Raw genomic sequence first — 25,701 nt, 5'->3', positions numbered from 1 at the left:
CACCTCCATCAATTCTTTTTGGCGGCACGATTCTTCCGCTTTTCCTCGGAGAAAACGTCCGTGTAGGTATGCAGCACATACATCACGACAGCGGCAACGGCCAGTGCGCAGAACACAACATCGAGAGCGCGCAGGGTCGTCTGCCACCACGGGGCTGCGTCGGAAACGACAACGTCCTCCGCGCCGGAGCCGCCCATAGAGGACTGCAGCATGACGTAGTACAGATAATGGTTGGAGTCGATGACCTTCTGCAGCAGGTCGCCGTCATCGGTGCTGGTGATCAGCTTCTCGATTTCGTTCGGGCGGGCGGTATCCAGGCAGAAGATGTTGTTGCCCGCCATCAGCATTTCGGGGGCGGAGGAATACTCGGACGCAGTCAGCGCATCGTCGATGATGTAGCCGCCGTAGTTCCACTCGTCGCGCAGGATGTGCTGGATGCCCTGGTTAGCGGCAGCGTACATAACGCCGATACGGTTGTAAGCGGTCATAACGCCGAGAGAATCGCCCTCAGCAAGGGAACCCTCAAAGGCGCGCATATAGATCTCGCGGATGGCCTGCTCGTTCGCAAAGGTGGAAATGCCCTGACGACCGGCTTCCTGCTCGTTCAGGAAGAAGTGCTTGACCGTGCCGATCAGACCCTTGTTGCGCATACCGTGGGAAACGGCCTTGGCAGCATAGTAGCTGAGAACGCCGTCCTCGGAGAAATACTCAGAAGTACGACCGGAGTAGGGAGAACGCAGGGTGTCCGCGCCGGGCGCGTAGGCGATGGGGATGGACGCATACAGCGCATCCTCGCCGTACATCTCGCCAAAGCGGGTCTGCACATCGTGGTTCCAGGTTGCGCCGACGATGGGCAGCGTAGCCCAGCCGGTGCAGTTGCGGCGGTCGCCGTACTTAAACTGACCGTTCATGCCCTCGGGACCATCGACGATGGTGCAGCCGGGCTTGTTGACAGCCTTGACAGCCTTGATGCCCTTGGAGTCGCCCATGTTGATGAGCAGATCGCTCAGCGTCAGCTGAGAAAGGAAGTCGTTCCACTTCGGGTCGTCGAAGGCGACGCCGATCATATCGCTGAAGTTGATCTTCTCATCCAGCTCCACGCCGAGGTTGAAGTCGGAAACGCTCTTGGCGTCGGCTGCCTTGACGTAGGTCTGCATATTCAGACCGTTGTACAGCTTATCGTTGACCGTCAGGGTCTCCAGCGTGGTGGGGTAGGTCGTATCCCACGCGCTGCGGGACAGGTAGGTGATTTTTTCGTCGTCGTTCGCCCAGTAGTTCACATCAGCGTCGTCGAAGGTATTCGTGACTTCCACATCGCTGTTGTAACGGGAGTTGCGGTACTTTTGGGTATCGACCTCGGTGTTGGGGGCGGTCCAGGTGGCCACGGCGGCGGTGTTGCCGGTGACGACATTGCCGTCCTGATCGATCAGCTTGCCCGCAACGGCGTCACCGCACTTGGCGGCCAGCACATTGTTCAGTGCCTCGTGTGCGCCGTTGCCGACGGCGAAGTAGTAATCGCCCGCATCGAGGATGTAGCCCTTTGCGCCCTTGGCGTCATAGGACGCGAGGAAGTAGCCGGGCACATCGACCGTGACAGTCTCGGATGCACCTGCGGCCACGTCGATCTTGTCATAGCCCAGCAGCTGGATGGAGGACTTTTCGACGTTGTTCTGCTTGTCGTAGTCGGTGTAGGGGGACTGTCCGTACAGCTCCACCGTAGCCTTGCCGTCCCTGTCGCCGGTATTGCTCACCGTGACGGTCGCCGTAAAGGTGTCGGTGTCGCTGTTGTAGTCCAGTTTGTCAAGGCTGTAGTCATAGTTCGTGTAGGACAGACCGTAGCCGAAGGGGAAGCAGACCTCCTCGGCGTAGTTCCAGCCGTCGGTCGAGGCCTTGGTGCCAACCGTGGAATCGGCGTTGCCCTGACCGAGGATGGTGTCCTCGTAGCGGGTCTCGTAGTAGCGGTAGCCGACGTAGATGCCCTCGTTATAGCTGACAAAGCTGTCACCTGCCGCGCGGGGCGTTTTGCTGCCGTAGTTGTAGGCGTGCAGACCGAAGTTTTCGGCGCTGGGCGCAGACAGGGAGTTGGCGGCAAAGGTGGCGGTGGTGTGACCGGAGGGGTTGACCTCACCGGTCACAACGCGGATGGCGCCGGGCATACCGTAGAAGCCGGGGTTGCCGACCCACAGCACAGCGTCAACATTGTACTCGTCCAGCCAGTCCATCTCCATCGCAAAGACGGAGTTCAGCAGGACGACGGTTTTCTTGAATTTGCCGGAATCCTTGATTTTCTGGAAGATCGCCTTCTCGTTGTCGTCCAGCTCCAGCATACGCTTGCCCTCGTCGTTGACCATCGCAAGGTCGTTGCCCTCGGTGGCAAAGCGGGACAGCGTAACAAACGCGACATCGCCGTAGGACGCAAACGAGTCGGTGACGCTGCCGGTGAACAGTGCCGGGTCATATTCGCCCACGCTGGAAACGCTTCTTGCTTTCGGCGCTTCGGCGGAAGCGTAGGCGTCCAGCACGGTTTGGTTCACGTTGAAGCCGGCATCCTGCAGGGCGTCAACGGGGGTTTTCTGGTAATCCGGGTTTGTGGAGGAACCGCCTGCCGTGCTGCGGAACACCGGGTCGATGCTGCCGCGGCCAAAGACCGTGACGTTGCGCTCAGACTCGGAAAGCGGCAGGGCATTGTTGCGGTTGTAGAGCAGCACGCTGCCCTCTTCCTCTTCCTGCTCACAGAACTGATAAGCGGCTTCGATGTACTTTTCGTAGCTTGCGTCAGACAGGGTGCCGTCAGCGGAGAACTCCGTGCCGCCGTAAGATGCGTCACCGCCTTCGATGCCGAGTGCGTGGTTGACTTCGCCTTCCTGCTGGAACGCAATAGTCGTTCCGGTCAGGACAAGGTTGGCCACCAGCACAGCCGCGCCGGACAAGCCCAGCCAACGGCGGGACTTGCTTGAGGTTTCCTTTTGTGCCATAGGTTTTTCTCCTTCCTAAACTGTCACAGATGAATGATACGATGCGCTTGCTGCCAAGGACTGCGCACTTCCCTTTTGCAGAAACCTTTCATATCTTTTTCACAAAGCTATCATAAAGGGAAGTGTTGACCGGGTCAATGCAGTTGGCGTAAACGTCAAAAAACACGGCACAAATGACAAAGAAGAAAAGCGACCGCCTTTCGGCAGCCGCTTTTGGGTTATGCAGTTTCTTTTTGGCTTTTCCTGCAGGGGAAAGTGACCACCAGGTAAAAAATCGAGTCCTCCACAAAGCAGTCTGCCGTACCGCCGTACAGCTCGGCAATGCTTTTGATGCTTTTTATGCCGTAGCCATGCTCCTCGGTATCCTGCTTGGTTGTGACGATAGCGCCGTCCCGCAGCGTCGGCGGTGCGGGGGTGTAGTTCTGCACGCGGATGACCGCCATGTCACGGCAGCGGCTTATGTCCAGTGTGATGACCCGCTTAGACGCATCGTTTACCTGCGTCAGGCACTCAATGGCATTGTCCAGCGCATTGCCCAGCAGGGAGTAAATGTGGTAGTGCTTCATATCCTCCAGACAGCTGCCGTCTGCCGAGCAGACCAGCTGAATATCTGCCTGCCCGCAGAGTGCCGACTTTTGGGTCAGTGTGATGTCCAGCGCCTTATTCCCGGTGAAATAGCGCAGGTTCAGGTTGTCCATCTCTTCTTCCAGACGGGCGCGTTCCTCCTCCGTGGCGTGGGAGTACTGCTGTTTCAGGTCATGGTAGCGGATGTTGATTTTTTCCATGTCTTTTTTTGCCTGCTCATACTGCTGCTTGTCACATTCCAGCAGCTGCGCCAGCGTTTCATTCTCGTGTTCCAGACTCTTGATGCTGCAATTTGAAAATTCCAGCGCCAGAATCGTGATGGCAAACAGGATGCAGAACGCATTCAGCGCCAGATAGGCGGTCAGGTAGGACTCTGCGCTGCTGTCCAGAACATCCTCCAGCACAACACTCAGGTAGACCGCGGCAATCAGGAAAAAGCCGGAGTAAAGCACGGTCTTGACATTGTCAAACAGCAGGCGCCCGCGCCGGATGCGCAGGGTGAACAGCAGGTAGATGACCAGGCAGACCACAAGGTTGCTGAAAAGCAGAATGACAAAGTTAACGCGCCCGTCTGTGCGCCCATGCTGAACCAGCCAAATAATAGTCATATAGGCCAGCTTACTGGCAATGTGCTGCACCGCGTAGGCACAGGTTGTATAAAACAGGGCGTGCAGCGGGCTGCAATCAAAGCTGAACCATATCAGACCAAACAGCAGCGTCGTATACAGCAGCAATCTTGCCCAAAGCGGCAGAAATGCCAGGGTGTCCGTCAGCGCAAGAAAGACGCATACACCCGTCGCCAGCCGCGGAACGAAGCAGCTGCGGCGCTGCCCCCACGGGACAAACAGGCCAGCGCATAGAATCATACCCAGCTGGATTTGCTGGTTCAGTATCCAATTTATGACCGGCACGGGTCTTCCCACTCCTTTTTTGCCATATATCGGGAGAATGCCTCGGTGAAGGCGTCCTTGTAAGTGCGCCCGATGGGCAGTGCCGCCCCGCCGATATAGACATTCATACGGCTTACCGCCGTGATACAGCGCAGGTTCACAAGATAACTGGCGCTGCATCGCACAAAGCCGTAGGGCGTCAGCTGCGCCGCGATTTCCTGCATCGAACCGCGGTTTTTGATGATCTCGGTCTTAGCGTCCCCGCCGCACAGGTTGTACAGCAGGTCGTGCTGGCGCACCTCCACATAGGCGATTTCCGCTGCATCCAGCAGCCGCGTCACGGTGCCGTCCTTGACGACAATGTGCGGCGGCGCAGTCTTTTGGCCGACGCGCTTTTGCAGCGCCTTCCGCGCCCGCGTCAGATACATATGGAAGGAGTACCACTGTATCGGCTTTACAATAAAGCCCAGCGCGCCGACACTGTACCCGTTCAGCGCGAATTGCTGCAAATTCGTGCAAAAAATGAGGATGACGTCTTGATCTGTCTCCCGGATTTTTTCGGCCAGTTCCATGCCGGACATCTGCGGCATATCAATGTCCAGATATAAAATGTCAAAATCACGGTCTTGCGCCGCCAGATAGACTGCCGCACAGTCGAACTCCTGTACGTTCAGTTCTGTGCCGTTCTCCGCGCTAAACCGCGCCAATGCCTGTTTCAGTTGGTCTCTTTCTTGTTTTTCATCGTCCACAATGCCGATTCGGATCATCGTGCGTTCCTCCCCCCGCGCAAAGATCTATACAAATATGATATACCCCCGAACGCAGCCGCGTCAACCTTTTACGAGCGAATCGTCCAATTTTTCCAAGATATTTTCGGAATGCTGCGTGCTGCGCATGGAAGATTCTTGACCACTGTTTGACCACTACGGTGGCAAAGGAATAAAAAAGCAGCAGATACATCGGCAAAATAACAGCACAGCCCCCGCCGGAAACTCATAGAGCTTGGCGGGGGCTGTACTATTTTAATCAGCCAATAGTTAAATCAGGCCCATCAGGCTGGGCAGGCCCAGAGACAGAGCCGGGATGTAGGTGACGGCCAGCAGGGCGGCAACCAGTGCCGCAAAGTAGGGGATCAGCTTGGACGTGACCTGCTCGATGGATACATGACCGATGCCGCAGCCGACGAACAGAACCGAGCCGACCGGCGGGGTGATGTTGCCCAGGCACATATTGAAGATCAGCATAACGCCGAACTGGATCTCCGTCATGCCAAAGCTGGTGGCGATGGGCAGGAAGATCGGGGTGAAAATCAGGATGGCCGGGGTGATGTCCATGAACATGCCGATGACCAGCAGGATGATGTTCATGAGCAGGAAGATGATGTACTTGTTGTCAGTCAGGCTCATCAGGCCGTTGGAGATGGCTGCCGGGATGCCGGAGTAGGCCATAACGAAGGACATGGCGGAGGAGGCAGAAATCAGGAACAGGATGATGCCGGACGTTTTGGCGGAGTTGAGCAGGATGCCAAGGAAGCCTTTGAAGTCGATGCTCTTATAGATGATGGAAAGAATCAGGCAGTAGAGAACCGCGACACCTGCGCCCTCAGTGGCGGTGAAGATACCGGAGACGATGCCGCCGATGACAATGACGATCAGCAGCAGAGACGGCACGGCGTCCCAGACGGTCTTGGCAATGCTCTGGCTGTGGTCAATGCCGGTGGCTTTCATGCCAGCCTTTTTTGCGCCGATGAACGCAACGACCATGCAGCACAGGCCCATCAGGATGCCGGGAATGTAACCGGCCATGAACAGCGTGGAGATGGAGACACCGCCCGCGACGGTGGAGTAGACAATGAAGGCAGACGTCGGGGGAATCAGCAGGCCGGTGGGGGCGGAGGCAATGTTGGCGGCGGCGGAGTAGGCGGGGTCGTAGCCGTTTTCTTCCTCAATGGGGCTGATGCAGCCGCCCATGGCGGATGCGGCAGCAACGGAGGAGCCGGACAGCGCGCCGAACAGCATGTTGCCCAGGATGTTGGCCTGCGCCATGGAGCCGGGGATCTTGCCGACGAACAGCTGGGCGAAGTTGACCAGGCGCTTGGCAATACCGCCGTTGTTCATGATGTTGCCGGCCAGAATGAACAGAGGCACAGCAAGCAGCGAGAAGCTCTCCACGCCGGAGTTCATCTTCTGCATCGTGATAAAGGTGATCTGGTCCCAGGACAGGGTGGACATGGCGGTCACGATAGACGACGCCACAATGCTGATGGAGATAGGCACGCCGAGGAACAGCAGCACGCCGAACACGGCGAACAGGATAACGGTGGTCATGGTGATACTCATTTGTCTGCACCCTCCTTGGATTCAACTTTTTCGCCGGTGACGTCCTCATAGATGTTGATGATCTGCGCCAGGACGATGAACACGCCGGAAATCGGGGCGATGGAGTAAACCAGGCTGCGGGGAATACCCAGCAGGGCCGAGAACTCGCGGCTGGCAGAGACAGCCAGCTTAAAGCCGCCGATAGTGAATACGAAGATGGCCATCAGCAGAATCAGACCATCGATGACCACCAGCAGGGCGGTGTGCGCCTTGCCGGTAAATTTGTCGCGGATGAGGGTCAGGGACATGTGCTCCCGGGTGGAGAAGGCGTAGGCCGCGCCGATGAAGCCGGTCCAGATCAGGCTGTAGCGGACAAGTTCCTCGGTGAAAGCCACGGGGCTGTTGAGGATATAGCGGGAGAAAACCTGAATCAGAACCAGCACCGTCATAAAGGTAAGCAGTACGGCGCAGGCAATGCTCAAAATTTTGTCCATCCAGAATTTGATGGCAGCAAAGGTGTTTTTCATGGCTTACTCCTCCCCTCTTGCGGCGTCGATGGTATCCAGCAGCGTTTTGACGCCGGGATACTGCTCCTCGTAGGCTTCGATCATGGGCTGGGTTGCCTCGCGGAAGGCTTCCTTGTCGACGTCATAGACGAACTCAACGCCCATCGTCTCCTGTGCTTCCTTGACGGCCTCCTCCACAGCGGTGTCCCACATGACCTTGTGGGCATCGGTGGAATCGTGGGCGGCCTCCAGAATGATTTCCTGATCCTCGGGGCTGATGGTCTCCCAGACCTTCTCACTCATGATGAGGACGTCGGGGATCATGGCGTGCTGGTCCACCGAGTAGACCTTGCAGACCTCGCCGTGCTTGCCGGTGGTCAGGGCGGTCTCGTTGTTCTCGGTGCCGTCAATGATGCCGGTCTGCAGCGAGGTGTAAACGTCGCCGTAGGACATGGCGACGGGAATGCCGCCCAGATAGCTCATCATGTCGGTCTGGCTCTTCATATCCTGCACGCGGATCTTCAGGCCCTTCAGGTCGGCGGGCGTGCGGATGGCGCGATCCTTCGTGTAGAAGGAGCGTGCGCCGGAGGTGTAATAGGTCAGCGTGACAAAGCCGTCGTCACCGGTGGAGAGGAAGAAGTCCTGCATCTCCTGCGAGTCCATGACATGGTAGAAGTCATCGGTATCGTTGAAGATATAGGGCAGGCCGAAGGTGTTGAAGGCATCGTTGTAGGTAGCCAGACCGGGTGCAGAGACCTTGGTCATGGCGATAACGCCGGCCTGCAGCTGCTCAAGGTTCTCGTTTTCGCTGCCGAGCTGGCCGTTGGGGAAGATCTTGACCTGGATGCGGCCATCGGTCTTTTCAGCGACCTCGTCCGCGAACTGGGTCATGGCGATGTGGACAGTGTGGGTCTCGGACAGGCCGTGGGCCAGCGTCAGCACCAGCGGGTTCTCGGCGCTGTAGCCGGTGGAGTCGGCGGTGGTGCCGGACGCGCCGCAGCCGGTCATAACACCCAGACTGAGCGCAGCCGCAGCAGCCAATGCTGCGAATTTTTTGAACATGGTATTTCTCCTTCTTGTATGTATGCCGTTTTCCCCTTGGCCTCCTCTGAGAGGGAGCTGCCGCCGCAGCGGCTGGGGGAGAGAACCGTGCCATTACCCGAAATATTTCGGGCTACGGCAAGGTTCAACCCCTCCGCCCCTACGGGGCACCTCCCCTGCCAGGGGAGGCAAGAAGCTGGGTTACATCCCGATCAAATCAAACTGTTCGAACGAGACAAGTACCTCGTGATCCTTCTTGGGGTTGGGGTACTTGATCTGGACGCTCTTGAGGCGCTGGCTGTAGTACCAGCCGCTCTCGGCCTCCTCAAACTTGCGGCGGTGCAGGAAGTGCGGCAGCTCTTTGCCGTCCACCTGCACATAGAACGGGGACTTCTCGCGGTGGATCATGTCGAGATACATGCTCTCGACGGCGGTCTCGTAGCTGCCCTCATTCGTGAAGGTCACGACGGTCTTGACGCCTGCCTTGACGGCGATCTTCGTCTTGAGATACGCGCCCTTGCGGTAATCGTTCGTGTGGCCGTCATCCTCGTACAGCGTGAACTCGGAATCCACATCGGGGGCCATCAGGATATCCAGCGCGGTGGTCTTTTCGGTCATCAGGTTGTGCAGCTTGTTGCCGCTCATCGGGAGAATGGCACCGCTGCGCACAAACAGCGGGATGCTGGCAATATCAACCGGCACCTCAATCGTCTGGCCGGGGGCGTATTCCTCGCGGGTGTAGAAGTCGTAGAACCGCTCGTTTTCGTTCTCGGTCACGGGCAGATAGACCGGTCGGACGGTCTGGCCCTTTTCAACGACGTTCGCAACCAGCAGAGAATCACCGAACATGAAGTCCACGCCCTCATCGTAGGTGGCCGGGTCGTTCTGGAAAACGCTGAACGTCGGCTGCCAGATGGGCAGGCCGTTCTCATGCGCGCGCTCCATCAGGGAATACAGCGTCGGGCTGAGTTTATAGCGGAAGTCAATCGCGTCCTTGATGTACTGCTTTTTGTCGCTGTACATCCACGGCTCGGTGACGGTGTTATCGGTGTTCGTGGAGTGGATGGAGAAACGCGGCTGGAAGATGCCGTTCTGCACCCAGCGCACGAACAGCTCGCCCTCCGGCGCGGGGCCGAAGAAGCCGCCGATGTCGCAGCCGTGGTTGGACACGCCGCAGAGCGCCATGCCCAGAATCGTGGCGATGTTGTATTTCAGGGTATCCCAGTGGGTCAGGTTGTCACCGGCCCAGACCTGCGCATAGCGCTGGATGCCCGCATGACCGGAACGGCAGACCGAGAACGGGCGGCAGTCGGGGTCATACTCCTCGATGGCCTCGTTGGACAGCTGGCACATCAGGTTGCTCATGATAGGCTTCATCGTGCCAATCGTGCTGCCCTTGCCCTCAAAGTAAACCTTTGCGTCCTTGTCAACGAGGGAGTCATACTCGCAGTTGTCGTTCCAGATGGAACGGCAGCCGTATTTCAGCAGCGCGTCCTTGATGTACTGCTTCCAGTGCAGACGGGTGGATTCCTTCGTGTAGTCCACAAACAGGCCGGGGCCGCCCCACCAGGTACCGACAGCCAGACCGTCAAAACCTGCATTGTCGTCGGAGGCGGGCAGGAACATGCCCTTCTCCTTCATCTCGTTCAGCAGCGGATGGACGAGCAGCATACCGGGCTTGATGTTGGGCGAGACAACGATGCCGCGCTTTTCCATCTGGGCGAACCAGTCTGCCGGGTCCTTGAAGCGCTTGTGGTTCCATGTGAAAGTGCAGCGCTTGATGCCCTCGGCGGTCTCAACGGCGCAGTAGCCGCTGGACAGCTGGAAGCCGTCGGCAGGGATGCCTTCCTCGCGGGTCGTGTCGATGAAGTCCAGCACGGCATCGTCGCTGTTCTCGGGCAGCTCGGGGTAGTACATCGAGCTGCCGAGGTAGCCCAGCGCGGCCTTCGGCAGCATGACGCTCTTGCCGGTCAGGTCGGTATAGCGCTCGATGATCTCGCGGATGGACGGGCCTGCGATCAAAAACAGGTCAATGTCGCCCGCGTCGGTGCGGTAGGACGAGTAGCGGTGCCAGTAGTTTCGCTTCTCGCGGCCCATGTTGAAATCGCACTCGGCGGTATTGTGGTAGAAGTAGCCGACAGCCTGCTTGGTGCCGCGGTTCAGGCGGATATAGAACGGAATGTGCTTGTAGAGGGAATCCGTCTCCTTGGCGTTGTAGCCCATGGCGTCGCCGGGAGCCATATTCATGTATTTCTCGGCCTTGTTGATCTCGCCGGATTTCTCGCCGAAGCCGTAGAAGCAGTCGTCTGCCTCGATCTGGCTGGCGTGGATGCGGCGGTGGTTGCTGTCCTCGCGGTAGGCCAGGTCGGGAATATCGGCGTGCAGCAGGCTGCCGTCCTTATCATAGACCATGATGCGGAACGGTGCCTTCTCGATGACGACCTTGAGACGCGCACCCTGGATAACGGCCTGCTTGTCGCCGTCGGTCAGGGCTGCGGCGGCGGACTGGACGCGCTTGCGGCAGTCCTTCATCAGCTCGTCGGTGCGGGACTCCCATGCGGTCATGGTCAGGCTGTAGGAGGCTTCATCCCAGTCGCCGTCAAAGCCCGCACGGATGCGCAGTATATCGTCGGTCAGGAACCAGATGCGCAGCTCTACAGCGTTGGTGGCTACGGAATAATAGCTTCCGCAGTCCTTGACAGCGCCGCCGGTGTAGCACACTTTCATAGATTTTCTCCTTTCTATTTTGCGTATACTTGAATGGTGGAACTTGTTATTTGGCAGACAATGTGCATATTGTACAAAATCGCATAATATATTTTGTTCAATCTGCACATTGTGCCCTTCTTCGCCTTTATAATAACAAATCCTTCACAAAATTTCTGCCGTATTTGTAATGCAAATGTCGCAAAATGTGATATAATCGTGGTAAAGACAAAATTTAACAGGAGGCGTCGCTCATGATCCTGCAAAAAATGCCGCATTACGTGGATTCCATTCTGACGCAGGAGGATGCCAGTGCCGCCCTGCAGGACGGTCAGGTTGTCGTGGGCCTGTATACAAACCGGGAGAATGTCCAGTCGGTGGTCCACTCCCACCCGTATTATGAGATGATACTGCCGGTGGCGGGCAGCAGCGTGCGCTACTCCGTCGACGGCAGTGTCTACGATCTGCACCTGGGGGAGCTGATACTGTTTCCAGGCGAGATGTACCACTCCGGCAAGTTCAACATCACGGACACGACCTCGGAGCGGCTCGTCGTGCAGATAGCTCCCGGCATCTGGGAGCGTGCCTGGGCGCAAAGCGGCCTGCCGCGGCATGTCTGGTCGGGGGATCCTGTCATTCTGGACACTGACGCCGTCACGCAGTGGGACTTCCGCGGTCTGCTGGAGCGGATGGCCCAGACCGTGTATCTCGATGAAAAAATACGCGATACCGTGCAATGCTGCGAGGTCACGGAGCTGATTTTGCTGATCAGCCAAGTTGTGACCCGGCGGCACAATGCCCCGCCGCCCTCGGCCACCAGTCTGCTCGTCGCCAAGGCGGTTGCTTACCTTCAGGCCAACTACACCGACCCGCATCTGACCGTGGCCCAGCTGGCAAAGTACACCTACACCAGCCGGGAGCACCTGTCCCGCGTGTTCAAAGAGTACACACTGGAAAGTATACACGGGTATCTGACCAACCTGCGTATGCAGCACTGCCGCAACGAGCTCGCCGACGGCACCGGCGTACTGGACGCCTGCACCGCCAGCGGTTTTGCAAATTACAGCAGCTTTTTAAAGAGTTTCCGCGCACTGTACGGCATAACCCCCGCCGAGTACCGCGCCCAACTAAGGCAGAGCCGCAGAACGCCATAAAGAAAACCACACATTGCGGTGTGCACGCTATTTCAGGTAGATAAGCTGCGCTTCACAAAAATCCGCCGGGGAGCCTTCCCAAAAACGGGAAGGCTCCCCGGCGGTATTTATTTATGTCGTTCTTATATACGATTATACGATGACTTTCTGTCCGCATCAAAGGTATTTCCGCAGGGTCGGCACAAGAACGCTCATATTGATCGGCTTTGCGATATGGTCGTTCATCCCGGCGTCCAGCGCCACCTGTTTATCTTCGGAAAATGCATTTGCCGTCATGGCGACGATGGGGATATTCGCCTTTTGGGGATCGTCCATTTTCCGAATCTTTTTTGTCGCATCGTAGCCGTTCATCACGGGCATCTGGACGTCCATAAGGATCAACTGATACGTTCCGTTCGCAGCTTTTTCCAGCATATCCACGCATTCCACGCCGTCTTTCGCGCGGTCTACCGTGCAGCCTTCTTCCTGCAGCAGCTCGGTGGCGATCTCCGCATTGAGGTCGTTGTCCTCGGTCAGCAGGATCCTTGTACCGCACAGGCACTTTTGATCCGAAGGGTCGATCTCTCGTTTCGCCTGTGCTTCCTCCTCGGACGCAATACGGCAGGGAATGGTCACGGTAAAGGTGGAGCCGACACCGATCTTGCTCTCCACCTCCACGGTGCCGCCCATCAGCCCGACCAGCTTTTTCACGATGCCCATCCCGATGCCGCTGCCTTCCACCTTGCTGACGGTGGACGTGCGTTCCCGTTCAAACGGTTCAAAGATATGCTTCTGGAACTCCTGCGACATGCCGATGCCGTTGTCGGCAACCGTGACCACCGTATCGCACCAGCCCTCTTTTTCGCTGGGCTTCTGCGTAACGCCACAGCGGATCGTGCCGCCGTTTCCCGTGTATTTGACCGCGTTGCTGACGAGGTTTGTACAGACCTCCGTCAGGTGCGGAATATCTGCATAGATATACGGATACGGCAGCTGTGTTGTCACCGTAAGCGTCTGGCCCTTGCTGTCTGCCTGATTCCGGAACATCGCAATGCAATTACGGAAATCCTTCTCGACATCCGAAACCGAATACTCCATCTCCGTCTTGTCGTTCTCGATGCGGGCAAGGTCCAGCACATTGTTCAGCAGCATCAGCAGGTTCTGCCCGCACACCTGAATGTTCTCCATGTATTTTTTCAGCTTTGCAGGGTCGTCCGAATGCCGGGAGGCAAGGTCTGCGTAGCCGATAATGGCGTTCATGGGCGTGCGGATGTCATGCGACATATTGAACAGGAAGGTGGATTTGGCCCGGTTTGCGCTCTCGGCGTTTTCCGCAGCGATCTGCAATTTTGCATTCAGCTCCTGCGTATCGTTCGCGGCTTTTCTTGCGGCAGCTTCGGCTTTGCGTGCCTTCCGGAGCAGCTTCAGGATCGCGAGCAGAATGACTGCAACAAAAATGCTGCTGACCAGCAGGACCATGAAGAAGTTATCCCTTATAAACTCACTCAGGGTAACCTTCCGCGCGGCGCTTTTGTACATTGCCAAAGAGGCGGTAAGCATATTGGCAGGCATCGCCTTGATCGTTTTGTTCGGGATGGACAGCAGGATGCCGTTTCCGCTGTTGACCGCAAAGCAGGATTTGGCAGGGTTTGGAAGCGGAACGCTGTAAAAGTCGTATTTCTTGCTGTAGGTTTCCTGGCTGCTGACCCCTGTGACAAAGCAGTCCGCCTGTCCGTCCTTGACCAGCCTTGCCGCATCCTCCTGTGCAGCGCAGTCCACGATTTCCCACTGCGGATAATAAACCGCAAGGTACCTTGTCAGGGAAATCTTGTTTTGGGGAACGGCAACGCGGTTCGCTTGGGTTTCGTTAAAGTGCTCTTTGTTCGTGACCGCCATCATGTTGGAGGTCCACGTTGTGTTGGTACAGGCAACGCGATACTCTTCCGCCAGATTGGGACTCTGGTCGAAATGGAATACCATGTCGATCTCGCCTGATTTCAGCGCATCAAGTTCCGCTTTTTGGCTGTCATAACCGACCATCTGGAATTCCAGCTCCTGATTTCCCAGACAATCCTTGGCAAACCGAATATAGTCCGTGATGGTCCCGGTAAGTTCCCCGGTGGAAGGGTCATAGACGCTGACGCCGCTGTCACCCGTCAGAAAGCCCATCCGGATCGCGCCGTGCTTTTTGAGCCACGCCTTTTCCTCTCCCGTAAGGATCGGGGTATAATCCATCGAGAAATATCTTTTATAGAGATCCGCCGTATAAAAAGGATCGGCGTCCTCCAGCGCGCGCATCGCATTGTCCAGTTCTTCCTTGATATCCGCACGGTCTTTGTTGATTGCATAGTAGATGTCGGAGCTTCCCACGCGGGTTATGGTCGAGATGCCAAGCTCCGTCCAGAAGGATTCTTCCATCGAAACAAAGCAGTCGATCTCATGGTTTGCCAGCTTTTGCTTGGCATCCTCATTGTTGGAGATGTTGACGTGCTGCGTTTTCAGGTCGTATTTTTCTTCCCATTCGGTCAGCATCACCTCCGGCTCGGTTCCCATCAGAACGCCGATCTTTTTGCCGTTCAGCGTCTTGAAGTCGGAAGCGGTGATGTCCTCGCGCGAGAGATCGGCGTAGAGGTAATCTTTTTCCTCCCCCATCGGCTCGTCCGAAAACAGCATCTCCTCGGTGCGGTCCTCCGTATAGGAAATATCGCCCATAATGTCGATTTCGCCGTTTTTGAGTTTTTCAAAGCAGTCTGACCAGTCGCAGGTCACATACTCGAGCTGCCAGCCTGTATAGCCGGATAAGGTCTGCAGCAATTCGTAGCCGTAGCCCTTTCTTACCCCCTTCTCGTTGACATAGTTGAAGGTGTCCTCAAACGAGCCGACACGGACGACCTTTGCAGGGACGGTTTCTGCGGCAGCCTTCACAGGAAACAGAGCCGGCAGCAACAGCAGCAGGCACAGCATCGCACAGATGCTTTTCCATGTCGGGGTCTGCATGGCTTTGCGCGTTCCGGAGTTTTTCATTCTTTCCCATCTTTCTCCGCCCCAGGCGGCTGCATTTTGATTTCATTTCCGCACCGCCGATTTCAGGAAGGTCATGGCAGCCTCCATCGCATCGGGTTGTCAGCAGCTTTCTTGCACAGTATATACCAACGTATACAGTATGTATTATAGCATTGTCGCGGAATCGTTTCAAGATTCTTTCGCTGGGTAGCGTAAGCAAATATAAGGCAATACCGCATAATTCGCGGGAATTATGCGGTATTGCCTTAGGTCGTCATCGCAGACGATTTTAGAATCGGTATAATTATTCAGGCAGTTGAATCTCCGGCATCAGCTCATCGGAGACAACTTGCAGCATTTCCTCCAATTTAGCCAGGTCATCGGGACCGAAGCGCTGTTTAGCGCGCTCCATGACAAGGTGCAGGTAGGAATAACTGATGTTATAGTAATCAATGTACTTTTGGGTCGGGCGCAGGCGGTATTCCCGCTTGTCGATGGTGGATTGGATGCGCTCTACATAGCCTTTTTTGACCAGTGAGTTGATCTTATACGCGGCGTTGGGGGTAGAAAGATTCATCATGTGGCTGAACTGCGCAATCGTAGGTTCGCCCAATGCCATGATGACTTCCATGCAGAAAGATTCTACCGTCGTCAGCGTGGCCTCGCGATCCTCGAATCGACTGAAGATCTGCTTATAGAAGTGCAGTTTGAATTTGGTATATACCCGTCCGAATGTCTGGTCCAGCATAGCGAGAATCCCCCTGTAGGTTAGTGGATTTATTATAGCACATTCCGCCATGTAAAACCAGCCCTCAGGCATCCGTGAGAACAAACGTCAGCTCAGCGTTGGCCGCGCGCACGCCGTCCACCCATGCGGTGGCCTTGCCGATGCCTACCGGGCCATGCTGTTCTATCAGCTCACATTCCAATATCAGCACATCGCCGGGTATGACCTGCCGACGGAAACGGGCGTTTTTTACGCCGCCGAACAGGGCGAGCTTTCCGCGGTTTTCCGGCAGGCTTAACGCGGCTACCGCCCCGGTCTGGGCCAGCGCTTCCAGAATCAGCACACCGGGCATAACGGGGTGTCCCGGAAAGTGCCCCTCAAAAAACGGTTCCGTGCGGGTCACGCATTTGACGCCCCGCGCCCATTGGCCGGGGGTATAGTCCAGGATCTTATCCACCAAAGCAAACGGGTAACGGTGCGGCAGGATCTCTTCGATCTCTGCCGCGCTCATGGCTCGGGGCGGCTCATTTGGCGTATAGTTCATCCTCATCCCTCCCAGTGTTTGAATACCACGCAGGCGTTATGGCCGCCAAAGCCCAGACTATCGCTCATGGCATACTCCACCTGCGCCGCGCGCCCATGGTTGGGGATATAGTCCAGATCCAGCTCCGGGTCCGGCTCCTGCAAATTGACGGTGGCGGGCAAAAAGGCATCGTGCAGAGCCAGCGCGGTAAATATGCCCTCTACCCCGCCTGCACCGCCCAGCAGATGGCCGGTCATCGACTTGGTAGAAGACACGGCCAGCTTGTACGCATGGCCGCCGAACACCGTTTTGATGGCCGCTGTCTCGCAGCTGTCATTCAGGTGGGTGGACGTTCCGTGGGCGTTGATGTAGCCGATCTGTTCAGGCACTACCCCGCCGTCAGCCAGCGCCAGCCGCATACAGGCCGCACCGCCTGCGCCGCCCGGTGCCGGGGCGGTAAAGTGGTAGGCGTCGCAGTTAGCGCCATAGCCCACGACCTCGGCATAAATTTTGGCACGGCGCGCTTTGGCGGCCTCGAGTTCTTCCAGCAGCAGTACGCCGCTGCCCTCGCCCATCACAAAACCGCTGCGGCGGGCATCAAAAGGGATCGAGGCCCGGGCCGGGTCGTCCGCCGTGCAAAGGGCTTTCATGCTGGCAAAGCCGCCCACGCCCAGCGGGCTGATGCAGCTTTCGCTGCCGCCGCAGAGCATGCGGTCCTCGTATCCATCGCGGATACGGTGGAACGCATCGCCGATTGCATTGGTGCCGCCTGCACAGGCGGTGGTGGGGCAGCTGCACATGCCCTGCAAGCCAAAACGGATGGCGATCTGCCCCGCCGCCATATTGCCAATGGACATGGGGACAAAATAGGGGCTGACCTTTTCAAAGCCGCGCTGCTGACCGCGGGTGTGTTCTTCCTCGATGGTGGGCAGGCCGCCGATGCCGCTGGAAAGGATCACGCCAAACCGCGTATGGTCGATTTCTTCCAGCGCAAGGCCGCTGTCGCGGACAGCTTCGTCGGCGGCAGCCACGGCAAACTGGGTAAAGCGTGCCATTTTGCGGGTTTCGCGCTTGTCGATGCGCGCGGCGGGGTCAAAGTCCTTGACCTCTGCGGCCAGCTTTACTTTAAAATCAGCCGTATCAAAAGCCGTGATCGGTCCTACTGCGCAGCGGCCTGCCTTAATGTTCGCCCAGCTTTCTGCCACCGTATTGCCGGTAGGATTTACCGTGCCAAGGCCGGTAATAACGACCCGGCGTTTCTTTTTTGTGTCCATTGCACACCTCACATTCCCATTCCGCCGTCAACGCAAAGGACCTGCCCGGTAATATACCCGGCCTGCTCCCCTGCCAGAAAAGCCACCGCCGCCGCAACATCCTCGGCATGGCCGATTTTGCCTGCCGGGATGGCCGCTTGTGCTGCGGCACGGGCCGGTTCTGACAGCACGGCGGTCATATCTGTTGCAATAAAACCGGGAGCCACAACGTTGGCGGTGATATTGCGGGCAGCATACTCTTTGGCAGCGCTTTTCGTCAGGCCGATCAGCCCCGCCTTGCTGGCTGCGTAGTTGGCCTGACCCGCGTTGCCGTGCAGACCGACAACACTGCTGACGCTGATGATGCGCCCATACCGCTGGTGCATCATAAAGCGGCAGGCCGCTTTGGTGCAGAAGAACGCCCCCTTCAGGTTGGTGGCAAGCACATTGTCAAAATCAGCTTCGGTCATCCGCAGAAGCAATTTGTCGGCGGTAATGCCCGCGTTGTTGACCAGCACATCGATCCGCCCAAAAGCGGCAACGGTATCTTCTACAAGTTTCCGACATGCTTCGGGGCTGCGCACGTCCGCCTGCAGCGTGACAGCCTGCACGCCAAGGGCGCGGCAGGCTGCGGCTGTTTCCTCGGCAGCGGCAGCGCTGCCGGCATAGTTGACGGCAATGTTCATGCCGTTTTCGGCCAAAGCCCGGCAAATGGCACGGCCAATGCCTTTGGCCCCGCCCGTAACCAGAGCGGCACGGCGCAAGTTTTCGGTTTGCGGCATGGTCAGGCTCCTTTCATGGTGCGCAGCAGCTGTTGCAGCTGCGCGGCAGTTTCCACCGGATAGCACGAGATAGCACTGCCCACAGTCTTTTTGACAAACCCGGTCAACGCCCTGCCGGGACCGATCTCAATGGCGGCGTCCACGCCCAATTCTGCCAGACGGCGGACGGTCACCTCCCAACGCACGCCGGACTGCACCTGTTTTTCCAGCAGTGCGGCAATGGTGTCGGTTTCCTCCATCTCGTGTCCCAGGCAGTTGAACAGCACAGGGAACTGCATCGGCGCAAAGTGGACAGCCTTACATTTTTCCCGCAGTGCATCCCCTGCCGGGTGCATCAATGAGGTATGGAACGGGCCGCTGACATTCAGCGGCAGGCAGCGCCGTGCCCCGGCAGCAAGCGCCAACTCGGCAGCTTCATCGACAGCGGCCTTGTCGCCGCCAATGACCAGCTGGCCGGGGCAGTTGTAGTTGCAGATCTGCACAACGCCTTCGTCGGCGGCTGCATTGCAGCATGCCTGCAAGGGGGCTTCGTCCAGCCCCAAAACGGCTGTCATCCCGCAGGTGCGCCCCGCCGCAGCCGCAGCCATTGCCTTACCGCGGAAAGCGGTTAAAGCGACTGCGGTCTGCACATCGAACACCCCCGCACAGGCCAGGGCGGAATACTCCCCCAGCGACAGCCCTGCCGCATAATCCGGTGTGACGCCTGCCTCCCGCAGTACGGCAGTAAGGCCAGCGGCAAACGCCGTCATGCAGGGCTGGGTGTATTGGGTCTCGCTCAATACACCGGCTGCGTCGGTAAAGCAGACTTCTTTCAAATCAAAATCCACCGCCGCGTCGGCTTCGTCAAAAGCAGCGCGGAAAGCCGGGAAAGTCTCGTAAAGATCCCGGCCCATACCGGCGTGCTGGCTTCCCTGCCCGGCGTATAAAAATGCTAGTTTCATAAGGTAATCTCCTTATACACCCCGGCGATGCAGTCTTTGGCTTCGCTTACCATCGCGGCAAGAATTTCTTCCACCGGGCGGACTTCGTGCAGCAGCCCTGCGGCCTGTCCGGCCATCAGGCTGCCATTCTCGGTGTCACCGTCAAACACAGCCTTGCGCAGACTGCCTAAAGTAAAGCGTTCCAGCGCCATTTTATCAGCCCCGGCCTTTTCCTGGCGGACATACTCGCGGCTCATGCGGTTTTTCAGTACACGCACAGGGGTGCCGCCGATGCGCCCGGTCACGATGGTATCACTGTCGCGGGCTTTTAACAGGGCGGCTTTATAGTTTTCATGGATGGGGCACTCGGTGCTCGCCAGCAGACAGGTACCGACCTGCACACCGCACGCCCCCAATGCCAGCGCAGCAGCCAGCCCTCGTCCATCGGCAATGCCGCCCGCAGCAATGACAGGCACATGGACGGCATCGACGACCTGCGGGACAAGTGCCATCGTGGTCATCTCGCCCACATGGCCGCCGCTCTCGGTACCTTCGGCAATAACGGCGTCAATGCCGAGCGGTTCCAGATGTTTGGCCAAAATGGCTGCCGCCACCACGGGGATGACCGTGATACCGGCTGCTTTCCACGCGGCCATGTACTTTCCCGGATTTCCCGCCCCGGTGGTGACGAGCTTTACGCCCTCCTCCACCACGATTTTGGCAAATTCATCCGCCTGCGGGTGCATCAGCATGATGTTCACGCCAAAGGGCTTGTCGGTCAGTGCGCGGCAGCGGCGGATGTTTTCCCGCAGGGAGTCCGCGTCCATGCCGCCGGAGCCGATCAGCCCCAGCGCCCCGGCGTTGGAACAGGCAGCGGCAAACTCGCCCGTGGCGATATTGGCCATGCCGCCCTGTATAATGGGATATTTTGTACCTAAAATTTCATTGAGCAGCTTCATTTTCTACCCTCATACGTCAGCAGTATCCCGCCCCATGTCAGCCCGCCGCCAAAGCCGATGCAGGCCAGCGTCTGGCCGGGTCGCAGCAGATCACTTTCCGCCATTTCGTGCAGGGCAATCGGGATGCTGGCAGCACTGGTGTTGCCGTGACGGCTTATGTTTTTGTAAAACTTTGACGGTTCTGCGTGTAAACTTTTGACACAATGGTCAATTATGCGGCTGTTGGCCTGGTGGCAGACTACCCAGTCCAGATCAGACAATGTCTTTTGGCTGCGGTCCAGCACGGCTTGCAGACAGCGCGGCATAGCCTCCACGGCAAAGCGGAAAACCGCCCTGCCGTCCATCGTAATGGGCGCGGTATCGCAGGCCGCAGGGCCGCCCGCGCGGATCGCTTCACTGCCCCGTGCGCCTAACGTTACGGCGAACGGTGCATTTTCGGCCAGCTCAAAAACAGCCGCACCCGCGCCGTCGCCAAACAATACACAGGTCGTGCGGTCAGTCGGGTCCACCATGCGGGAGAGTGCCTCGCAGCCAATGACCAGCGCATACCGCCCGCCCAGCGTGCTCAGGAGCCCGTGGGCCGCGGCGGCGGCATAAATAAAGCCAGAACAGGCCGCATTCACATCAAAGGCAGGCCGGTCTTCCGGCAGACCCAAGGCAGCCTGTACGCGGCAGGCAATGCTTGGGGTAGCCGTCGGGGACGAGAGCGTTGCCACAACACAACAGGCAATATCGTTTGCCGCCAGACCGCTGCGGGTCAGGGCCTGACGGGCGGCGGTGATAGCCAGCGTGGCGGCATCCTCGTTTTCGGTGCAGTAATAGCGCTGGCAGATGCCGGTGCGGGTCGTGATCCATTCGTCGCTGGTGTCCACCTGTCGGCGCAAGTCCTCGTTCGTCACTACACGGCCGGGCAATGCCCCACCGGTAGCCAGCAGCTGTAAGCCTTTCATGCGCCCCTCATTTCTCCGATGCGGCGGTATTTTTTGTAGCGCTGGTCTGCCAACGCTTTGCCGCTCATCTTACATAAGGCGGCAAGGTGCACCGCAATGGCAGTGTCCAACCGGCTGAAAAGCAGCTGCCGTCCACGCTGTGCGCCGCCCAGCGGTTCGGGGATGACTTCTTCCACAATGCCATCTGCGTACAGGTCCTGTGCCGTCAGCTTCATCATGGTGCAGGCCTCGCCGCTGCGGGAAGCATCTTTCCACAGAATACTGGCAAACCCCTCGGGGCTGAGCACTGAGTACACGGCATTTTCCAGCATCAGAATGTGGTTGGCAACACCCAGACCCAGCGCGCCGCCGCTGGACCCCTCGCCTGTGACAATGGCCAGCACCGGGACGGTCAGGCCGCTCATCTCCATCAGGTTGCGGGCAATGGCTTCCCCTTGGCCGCGTTCTTCCGCATCCCTGCCGGGGTAAGCACCGGGAGTGTCAATAAAAGTGATGATGGGACGGTGAAATTTTTCCGCCTGTTTCATCACGCGCAGGGCCTTGCGGTAGCCCTCCGGTCCCGGCATGCCAAAGTTGCAGCGCAGGTTTTCTTCCAGCGTAGTCCCTTTGCGGTGCCCCAAAACGGTAACGGGCATCCCGTGGAACCGTGCGATCCCACACAAAATGGCCGCATCCTCTTTGCATTGTCGGTCACCGCACTGCTCAAAAAAGTCGGTAAACAAGTTGTCGATCATTTCGGTTATATGCGGGCGGTCAGGGCGGCGGGCCAGAAAAACACGGTCCTCCGGCGTCAGCGAGGTGCAGCGCTGTAAAAGCGTGTTTTCCTCTGCGGAAAGCTCAGCCAGTTCAGCCGCATGGGTGGTCGTGCTCGCCATTTCGGCGTCATCGGCACGGCTGCACAGCGCGTCGATCTGCGCGTCCAGCGGTTCCAACTGCTGCAAAACTTCTTTGATCATCTGCGCTTCCTCCCCTGCGTGTGGAGCTGCAAGATCCGCGTTAAGACCTCTTTCAACTCGGTGCGCGGCACGACCTGATCCACAAAACCGTGTTCCAGCTGGAACTCGCTGCGCTGGAACCCGTCGGGCAGTTTTTCACCGATGGTCTGTTCAATGACGCGCGGCCCGGCAAAGCCGATAAGTGCCCCCGGTTCGGCGAGCGTAATATCACCCAGACTGGCAAAGCTGGCCGTGACGCCGCCTGTGGTGGGGTGGGTCAGCACGCTGATGTACAACCCGCCGCTGCGGTTGAACCGTTCCAGCGCGGCGCTGGTTTTGGCCATCTGCATCAGGCTGAAAATGCCCTCCTGCATCCGTGCGCCGCCACTGGCAGAAAAAATGATGAGCGGCAGGTGCTTGTCGGCAGCGTACTCAATCGCACGTGTGATCTTTTCACCAACAGCGGTGCTCATGCTGCCCATAAAAAAACGGCTGTCCAGCACAGCGACCACCGCCTGCACGCCGCCGATCCTGCCGATTGCTGTAACGGCGGCTTCTTTCAGGCCGGTCTTGACCGAAGCAGCGGCCAGCTTTTCCTGATAATCGGGAAAATGCAGCACATCGTTGGGCGCAATGTCCGGGTTCAGCTCTTTAAATGTTCCGTGGTCCAGAACCGTGCTGAGCCGATAATAGGCGCCGATTGCCAAATGCACCCCGCAGTTGGGGCAGACATACTGGCTCTTGACCCAAACCTGCCGCGTGGCACGGCGGCCGCATTTTTTGCACTCGACAAATTGCGGCGGCACCCAGTTGGGCGCAGCCGTGCCGGCATCGCGGCGGGCTTTCATCTGAAAGCTGCGCTCCTGCGGGCTGGTCGGGAACAGCTTTTCAATGGCACTCATCTTGCAATACCCTTCAGGCTGCCCGCGCAGCCAGATAGTTGAAGATGTCGCCCACGGTTTTGAGCGTCCCCAGGTCCTCATCGGCAATCGTAACGCCGAACTTGTCCTCAAACGCCATGTTCAGCTCTACCGCATCCAGGCTGTCCGCCTGCAGGTCGTCGGTCAGGCTGGCATCTATTGTGACCTTATCAGCATCGCAGTTCAGGGTGTCAACAAATACTTCTTTTACTTCTTCAAAGCTCATATTACGTACCTCACATAATTTAACTAAATAATTTGACGTAATTGTCAATGAGGTCATTATACCACGTTCGTTTCGAATGTCAATATTATTAGGTAAAAATATTTATCTAATTGAACCGCCGTTTTTCTCATCTTCCGGTATTATAAAAGGAACGCACACAAATTATCCCCCTGCTGGGGCAGCCCTTGCTGACTGCGATTTGGCCGCTGCTGCATATCTTGCCTGTGAAATATCCAATCGCCTTTAAATGGTTTTATTTACTTTCTCTTTTACTCTCCCAGATTATTTTCTATTCTGCAACATATTTCGCTCTAATGTGCTATACTAATAATATCCAATAAGGATGGAGGAACTTCTATGAAACGCAGCAGCATCCGGCTTCAATACAATGCCCCCGTCACACTGACCTTTTTCTTTTTGTCCCTCGCCTCTCTGGTATTGGGCTATTTAACAAACAACTGGACAACCTCGCACCTGTTTAGTGTGTATCGCTCGTCGATGACGGATCCGCTATTCTATATCCGGTTGTTCGGTCATGTTCTTGGCCACGGCGGTTGGGATCACTTTATAAACAATATGCTTCTCTTCCTTGTTGTCGCTCCACCTTTGGAAGAACGATACGGAAGTCGAACACTTCTAAGCGGTATCCTTATGACCGCGCTGGTATCCGGCATATTGCAGTGTGTGCTGTTCCCCACTTCTGCATTGCTTGGTGCATCCGGTATCGTATTCATGCTCATCATGCTCTCCAGTTTGGCCGGCAGTAAGAATGGAGGTATCCCTATCACCTTCATCTTGGTTGGCGTGCTGTACTTAAGCCAGCAGATTTACAGTATCCTCTTTATACAAGATAATGTAGCTAACTTTATGCACATTGTCGGTGGTATTTGCGGTACAGCTTTTGGTTTTGCCGTCCGGAAGAGATAACGAATGATCGGAAAGAGAATCTTATTTATGATGAGTAAGCACATTTTTCAGAAAGAACCCGTCCTGAGCATTGCCACTTGTTTGGCGATCATTTCCGCTTTCTTTGTCCCCCCGGACGCAGAATACCTCGGATATATCGATTTCCGTACTCTTGCAATCCTGTTTTCGTTAATGACAGTTATGGCCGGACTGAGAGGGCAAGGCGTATTTGATAGACTCGGCCATGTCCTCCTATCTCATACCCGCACCACTTTGCAGCTAACAATTGTTCTCGTTGGCCTATGCTTCTTCAGCAGTATGCTGATAACAAACGATGTATCGCTGCTGACATTCGTGCCATTTACGTTTGTCGTTCTGAATAGTTTGAGCGCATCTGTTCGCAGCAAACTGCTCCTCCCTATCGTCTGTATGCAGACGATAGCTGCCAACCTTGGCAGTATGCTCACACCGCTTGGCAATCCCCAAAACCTGTATTTGTATGGCAAGAGCGGGATGGATATGAGCTCTTTTGTTCTGTTGATGCTCCCCTATTCCATCATATCATTAGTGCTTATTGCTATATGGGCAGTATGGCTATGCCGTGAAGGTTCCGATATTGTTGTAACTCATTCTGCGGTAAACTCAGAGCCAGACAAGAAACTCATTGCGTTGTACGGTATTCTGTTTGTCGCCTGTTTATTGGTTGTATTGCGTGTTTTCCCATACGGTGTTGCATTCGCCGCTATCTTGGTGTGCACCTTCTTTGCCGACCGCCCCACTCTTGGCCGCGTAGACTATTCTCTGATTCTTACCTTTGTAGCACTGTTCATTTTCATCGGGAACTTAGGTCGGATGGAAGCGTTCTCTGGATGGTTGCAGAATATTCTGGCCGGCCATGAGGTTTTAGTATCCGTTCTGGCCTCTCAAGTGACCAGTAATGTGCCTGCTGCCATCCTGCTTTCTGGATTTACCGATAATTTCCGTGCGCTGATTATTGGCACAAACCTTGGTGGCCTTGGCACATTAATTGCATCCATGGCAAGCCTGATTTCTTATCGACAGATTGCAAATGAAGTACCTGCTGAAAAAGGGCACTATTTTGCGATGTTTACTATTTCCAATGTAGTGTTTCTGGCCATTCTGATGGGTGCTTGGGCCATGACCTGATATTTTCGTAATTCTATTGCCATTTAACGTCTTTAAACGAAAATCCACATTCGTAAATGGTCGCGCAGTCAAGCAAAAGCGAGCGTATTATGAAAAATTACGTCAGCAGTTACAGAAAGCTCAAACACCATCTTCACGCATAAGGCTGAAAGCTATATCCGCCCGCACCTTTCTGCAAAATTCAGGCAGGAAGCCGGAGAAACGCTGACGGATTTTATAGGGAAACAAAAAGCGGAGGAGGCAAAACGCCTCCTCCGCGCCAGCGTGTCGAAAAAC

General features: G+C 56.7%; 21 protein-coding genes. 3 read left to right on the top strand and 18 right to left on the bottom strand.

What is annotated here, in order from left to right:
* Window positions 1-8: 8 nt before the first annotated feature.
* The 7 genes from B5D32_RS09035 to B5D32_RS09005 form a co-directional block, all read right to left on the bottom strand.
* Window positions 9-2,975, bottom strand: a complete 2,967-nt coding sequence (locus B5D32_RS09035; RefSeq protein ID WP_078784732.1) for a glycoside hydrolase family 3 protein — start codon at window positions 2,973-2,975, stop codon at window positions 9-11.
* A gap of 218 nt (window positions 2,976-3,193) precedes the next feature.
* Entirely contained in the window at window positions 3,194-4,471 is a 1,278-nt protein-coding gene (locus B5D32_RS09030; protein ID WP_078784731.1) for an ATP-binding protein, read from the bottom strand.
* Window positions 4,459-5,217 carry a LytR/AlgR family response regulator transcription factor gene (locus B5D32_RS09025; RefSeq protein ID WP_078784730.1) on the bottom strand — a complete coding sequence of 253 codons (759 nt, stop codon included), beginning with the start codon at window positions 5,215-5,217 and terminating at the stop codon, window positions 4,459-4,461. The genes B5D32_RS09030 and B5D32_RS09025 overlap by 13 nt, the downstream gene beginning before the upstream one ends.
* Window positions 5,218-5,487: 270 nt before the next feature.
* The gene (locus B5D32_RS09020) at window positions 5,488-6,789 is read right to left on the bottom strand and encodes a TRAP transporter large permease (protein WP_078784729.1); all 1,302 of its coding nucleotides are present in this window, start codon (window positions 6,787-6,789) and stop codon (window positions 5,488-5,490) included.
* A complete protein-coding gene (locus tag B5D32_RS09015; RefSeq protein WP_078784728.1) occupies window positions 6,786-7,295 on the bottom strand; it encodes a TRAP transporter small permease in 510 nt (169 codons plus the stop codon). Before B5D32_RS09015 ends, B5D32_RS09020 begins: the two co-directional genes overlap by 4 nt.
* 3 nt (window positions 7,296-7,298) lie before the next feature.
* Entirely contained in the window at window positions 7,299-8,336 is a 1,038-nt protein-coding gene (locus B5D32_RS09010) for a TRAP transporter substrate-binding protein (RefSeq protein ID WP_078784727.1), read from the bottom strand.
* A gap of 180 nt (window positions 8,337-8,516) precedes the next feature.
* Window positions 8,517-11,042, bottom strand: a complete 2,526-nt coding sequence (locus B5D32_RS09005) for a glycoside hydrolase family 31 protein (RefSeq protein WP_078784726.1) — start codon at window positions 11,040-11,042, stop codon at window positions 8,517-8,519.
* Between the two features lie 233 nt (window positions 11,043-11,275).
* Between B5D32_RS09005 and B5D32_RS09000 the strand changes: the two genes are divergently transcribed.
* The gene (locus B5D32_RS09000) at window positions 11,276-12,175 is read left to right on the top strand and encodes an AraC family transcriptional regulator (protein WP_078784725.1); all 900 of its coding nucleotides are present in this window, start codon (window positions 11,276-11,278) and stop codon (window positions 12,173-12,175) included.
* A 156-nt stretch (window positions 12,176-12,331) separates the two neighbouring features.
* On the opposite strand, the gene B5D32_RS08995 is transcribed toward B5D32_RS09000, so the two are convergent.
* From B5D32_RS08995 to acpP, 11 genes are all read right to left on the bottom strand, one after another.
* Window positions 12,332-15,178: a hybrid sensor histidine kinase/response regulator gene (locus B5D32_RS08995; RefSeq protein WP_078784724.1), complete on the bottom strand. Its 2,847-nt coding sequence runs from the start codon at window positions 15,176-15,178 to the stop codon at window positions 12,332-12,334.
* A 283-nt stretch (window positions 15,179-15,461) separates the two neighbouring features.
* The gene (locus B5D32_RS08990) at window positions 15,462-15,905 is read right to left on the bottom strand and encodes a MarR family winged helix-turn-helix transcriptional regulator (protein WP_078784723.1); all 444 of its coding nucleotides are present in this window, start codon (window positions 15,903-15,905) and stop codon (window positions 15,462-15,464) included.
* A 64-nt stretch (window positions 15,906-15,969) separates the two neighbouring features.
* Window positions 15,970-16,428: a 3-hydroxyacyl-ACP dehydratase FabZ gene (gene fabZ / locus B5D32_RS08985; RefSeq protein ID WP_078784722.1), complete on the bottom strand. Its 459-nt coding sequence runs from the start codon at window positions 16,426-16,428 to the stop codon at window positions 15,970-15,972.
* A gap of 2 nt (window positions 16,429-16,430) precedes the next feature.
* Entirely contained in the window at window positions 16,431-17,681 is a 1,251-nt protein-coding gene (gene fabF, locus B5D32_RS08980; protein ID WP_078784721.1) for a beta-ketoacyl-ACP synthase II, read from the bottom strand.
* Window positions 17,682-17,689: 8 nt separating this feature from the next.
* A complete protein-coding gene (gene fabG, locus B5D32_RS08975) occupies window positions 17,690-18,442 on the bottom strand; it encodes a 3-oxoacyl-[acyl-carrier-protein] reductase (RefSeq protein WP_078784720.1) in 753 nt (250 codons plus the stop codon).
* A 2-nt stretch (window positions 18,443-18,444) separates the two neighbouring features.
* Complete coding sequence (gene fabD / locus B5D32_RS08970; protein ID WP_078784719.1) at window positions 18,445-19,383, bottom strand: ACP S-malonyltransferase; 939 nt, start codon at window positions 19,381-19,383, stop codon at window positions 18,445-18,447.
* On the bottom strand, window positions 19,380-20,321 hold the full coding sequence (locus B5D32_RS08965; RefSeq protein WP_078784718.1) for a nitronate monooxygenase: 942 nt from the start codon (window positions 20,319-20,321) through the stop codon (window positions 19,380-19,382). Before B5D32_RS08965 ends, fabD begins: the two co-directional genes overlap by 4 nt.
* On the bottom strand, window positions 20,318-21,271 hold the full coding sequence (locus B5D32_RS08960; RefSeq protein ID WP_078784717.1) for a beta-ketoacyl-ACP synthase 3: 954 nt from the start codon (window positions 21,269-21,271) through the stop codon (window positions 20,318-20,320). The genes B5D32_RS08965 and B5D32_RS08960 overlap by 4 nt, the downstream gene beginning before the upstream one ends.
* The gene (locus B5D32_RS08955; RefSeq protein ID WP_078784716.1) at window positions 21,268-22,227 is read right to left on the bottom strand and encodes an acetyl-CoA carboxylase carboxyltransferase subunit alpha; all 960 of its coding nucleotides are present in this window, start codon (window positions 22,225-22,227) and stop codon (window positions 21,268-21,270) included. Before B5D32_RS08955 ends, B5D32_RS08960 begins: the two co-directional genes overlap by 4 nt.
* Window positions 22,224-23,108, bottom strand: a complete 885-nt coding sequence (accD, locus tag B5D32_RS08950; protein ID WP_078784715.1) for an acetyl-CoA carboxylase, carboxyltransferase subunit beta — start codon at window positions 23,106-23,108, stop codon at window positions 22,224-22,226. The genes B5D32_RS08955 and accD overlap by 4 nt, the downstream gene beginning before the upstream one ends.
* 13 nt (window positions 23,109-23,121) lie before the next feature.
* Window positions 23,122-23,352, bottom strand: coding sequence for an acyl carrier protein (gene acpP / locus B5D32_RS08945; protein ID WP_078784714.1), 231 nt, complete (start codon window positions 23,350-23,352; stop codon window positions 23,122-23,124).
* Window positions 23,353-23,709: 357 nt separating this feature from the next.
* On the opposite strand from acpP, the gene B5D32_RS08940 reads away from it, so the two are divergent.
* Together B5D32_RS08940 and B5D32_RS08935 are read left to right on the top strand one after the other, a co-directional pair.
* Entirely contained in the window at window positions 23,710-24,279 is a 570-nt protein-coding gene (locus B5D32_RS08940; protein ID WP_078784713.1) for a rhomboid family intramembrane serine protease, read from the top strand.
* A gap of 3 nt (window positions 24,280-24,282) precedes the next feature.
* On the top strand, window positions 24,283-25,425 hold the full coding sequence (locus B5D32_RS08935; protein WP_143402720.1) for an SLC13 family permease: 1,143 nt from the start codon (window positions 24,283-24,285) through the stop codon (window positions 25,423-25,425).
* The last annotated feature ends 276 nt before the right edge of the window (window positions 25,426-25,701 follow it).

The sequence above is a fragment of the Gemmiger formicilis genome (assembly GCF_900167555.1).
GTDB lineage: Bacteria > Bacillota > Clostridia > Oscillospirales > Ruminococcaceae > Gemmiger > Gemmiger formicilis.
This window is presented reverse-complemented; position numbering and strand designations above follow the sequence as displayed.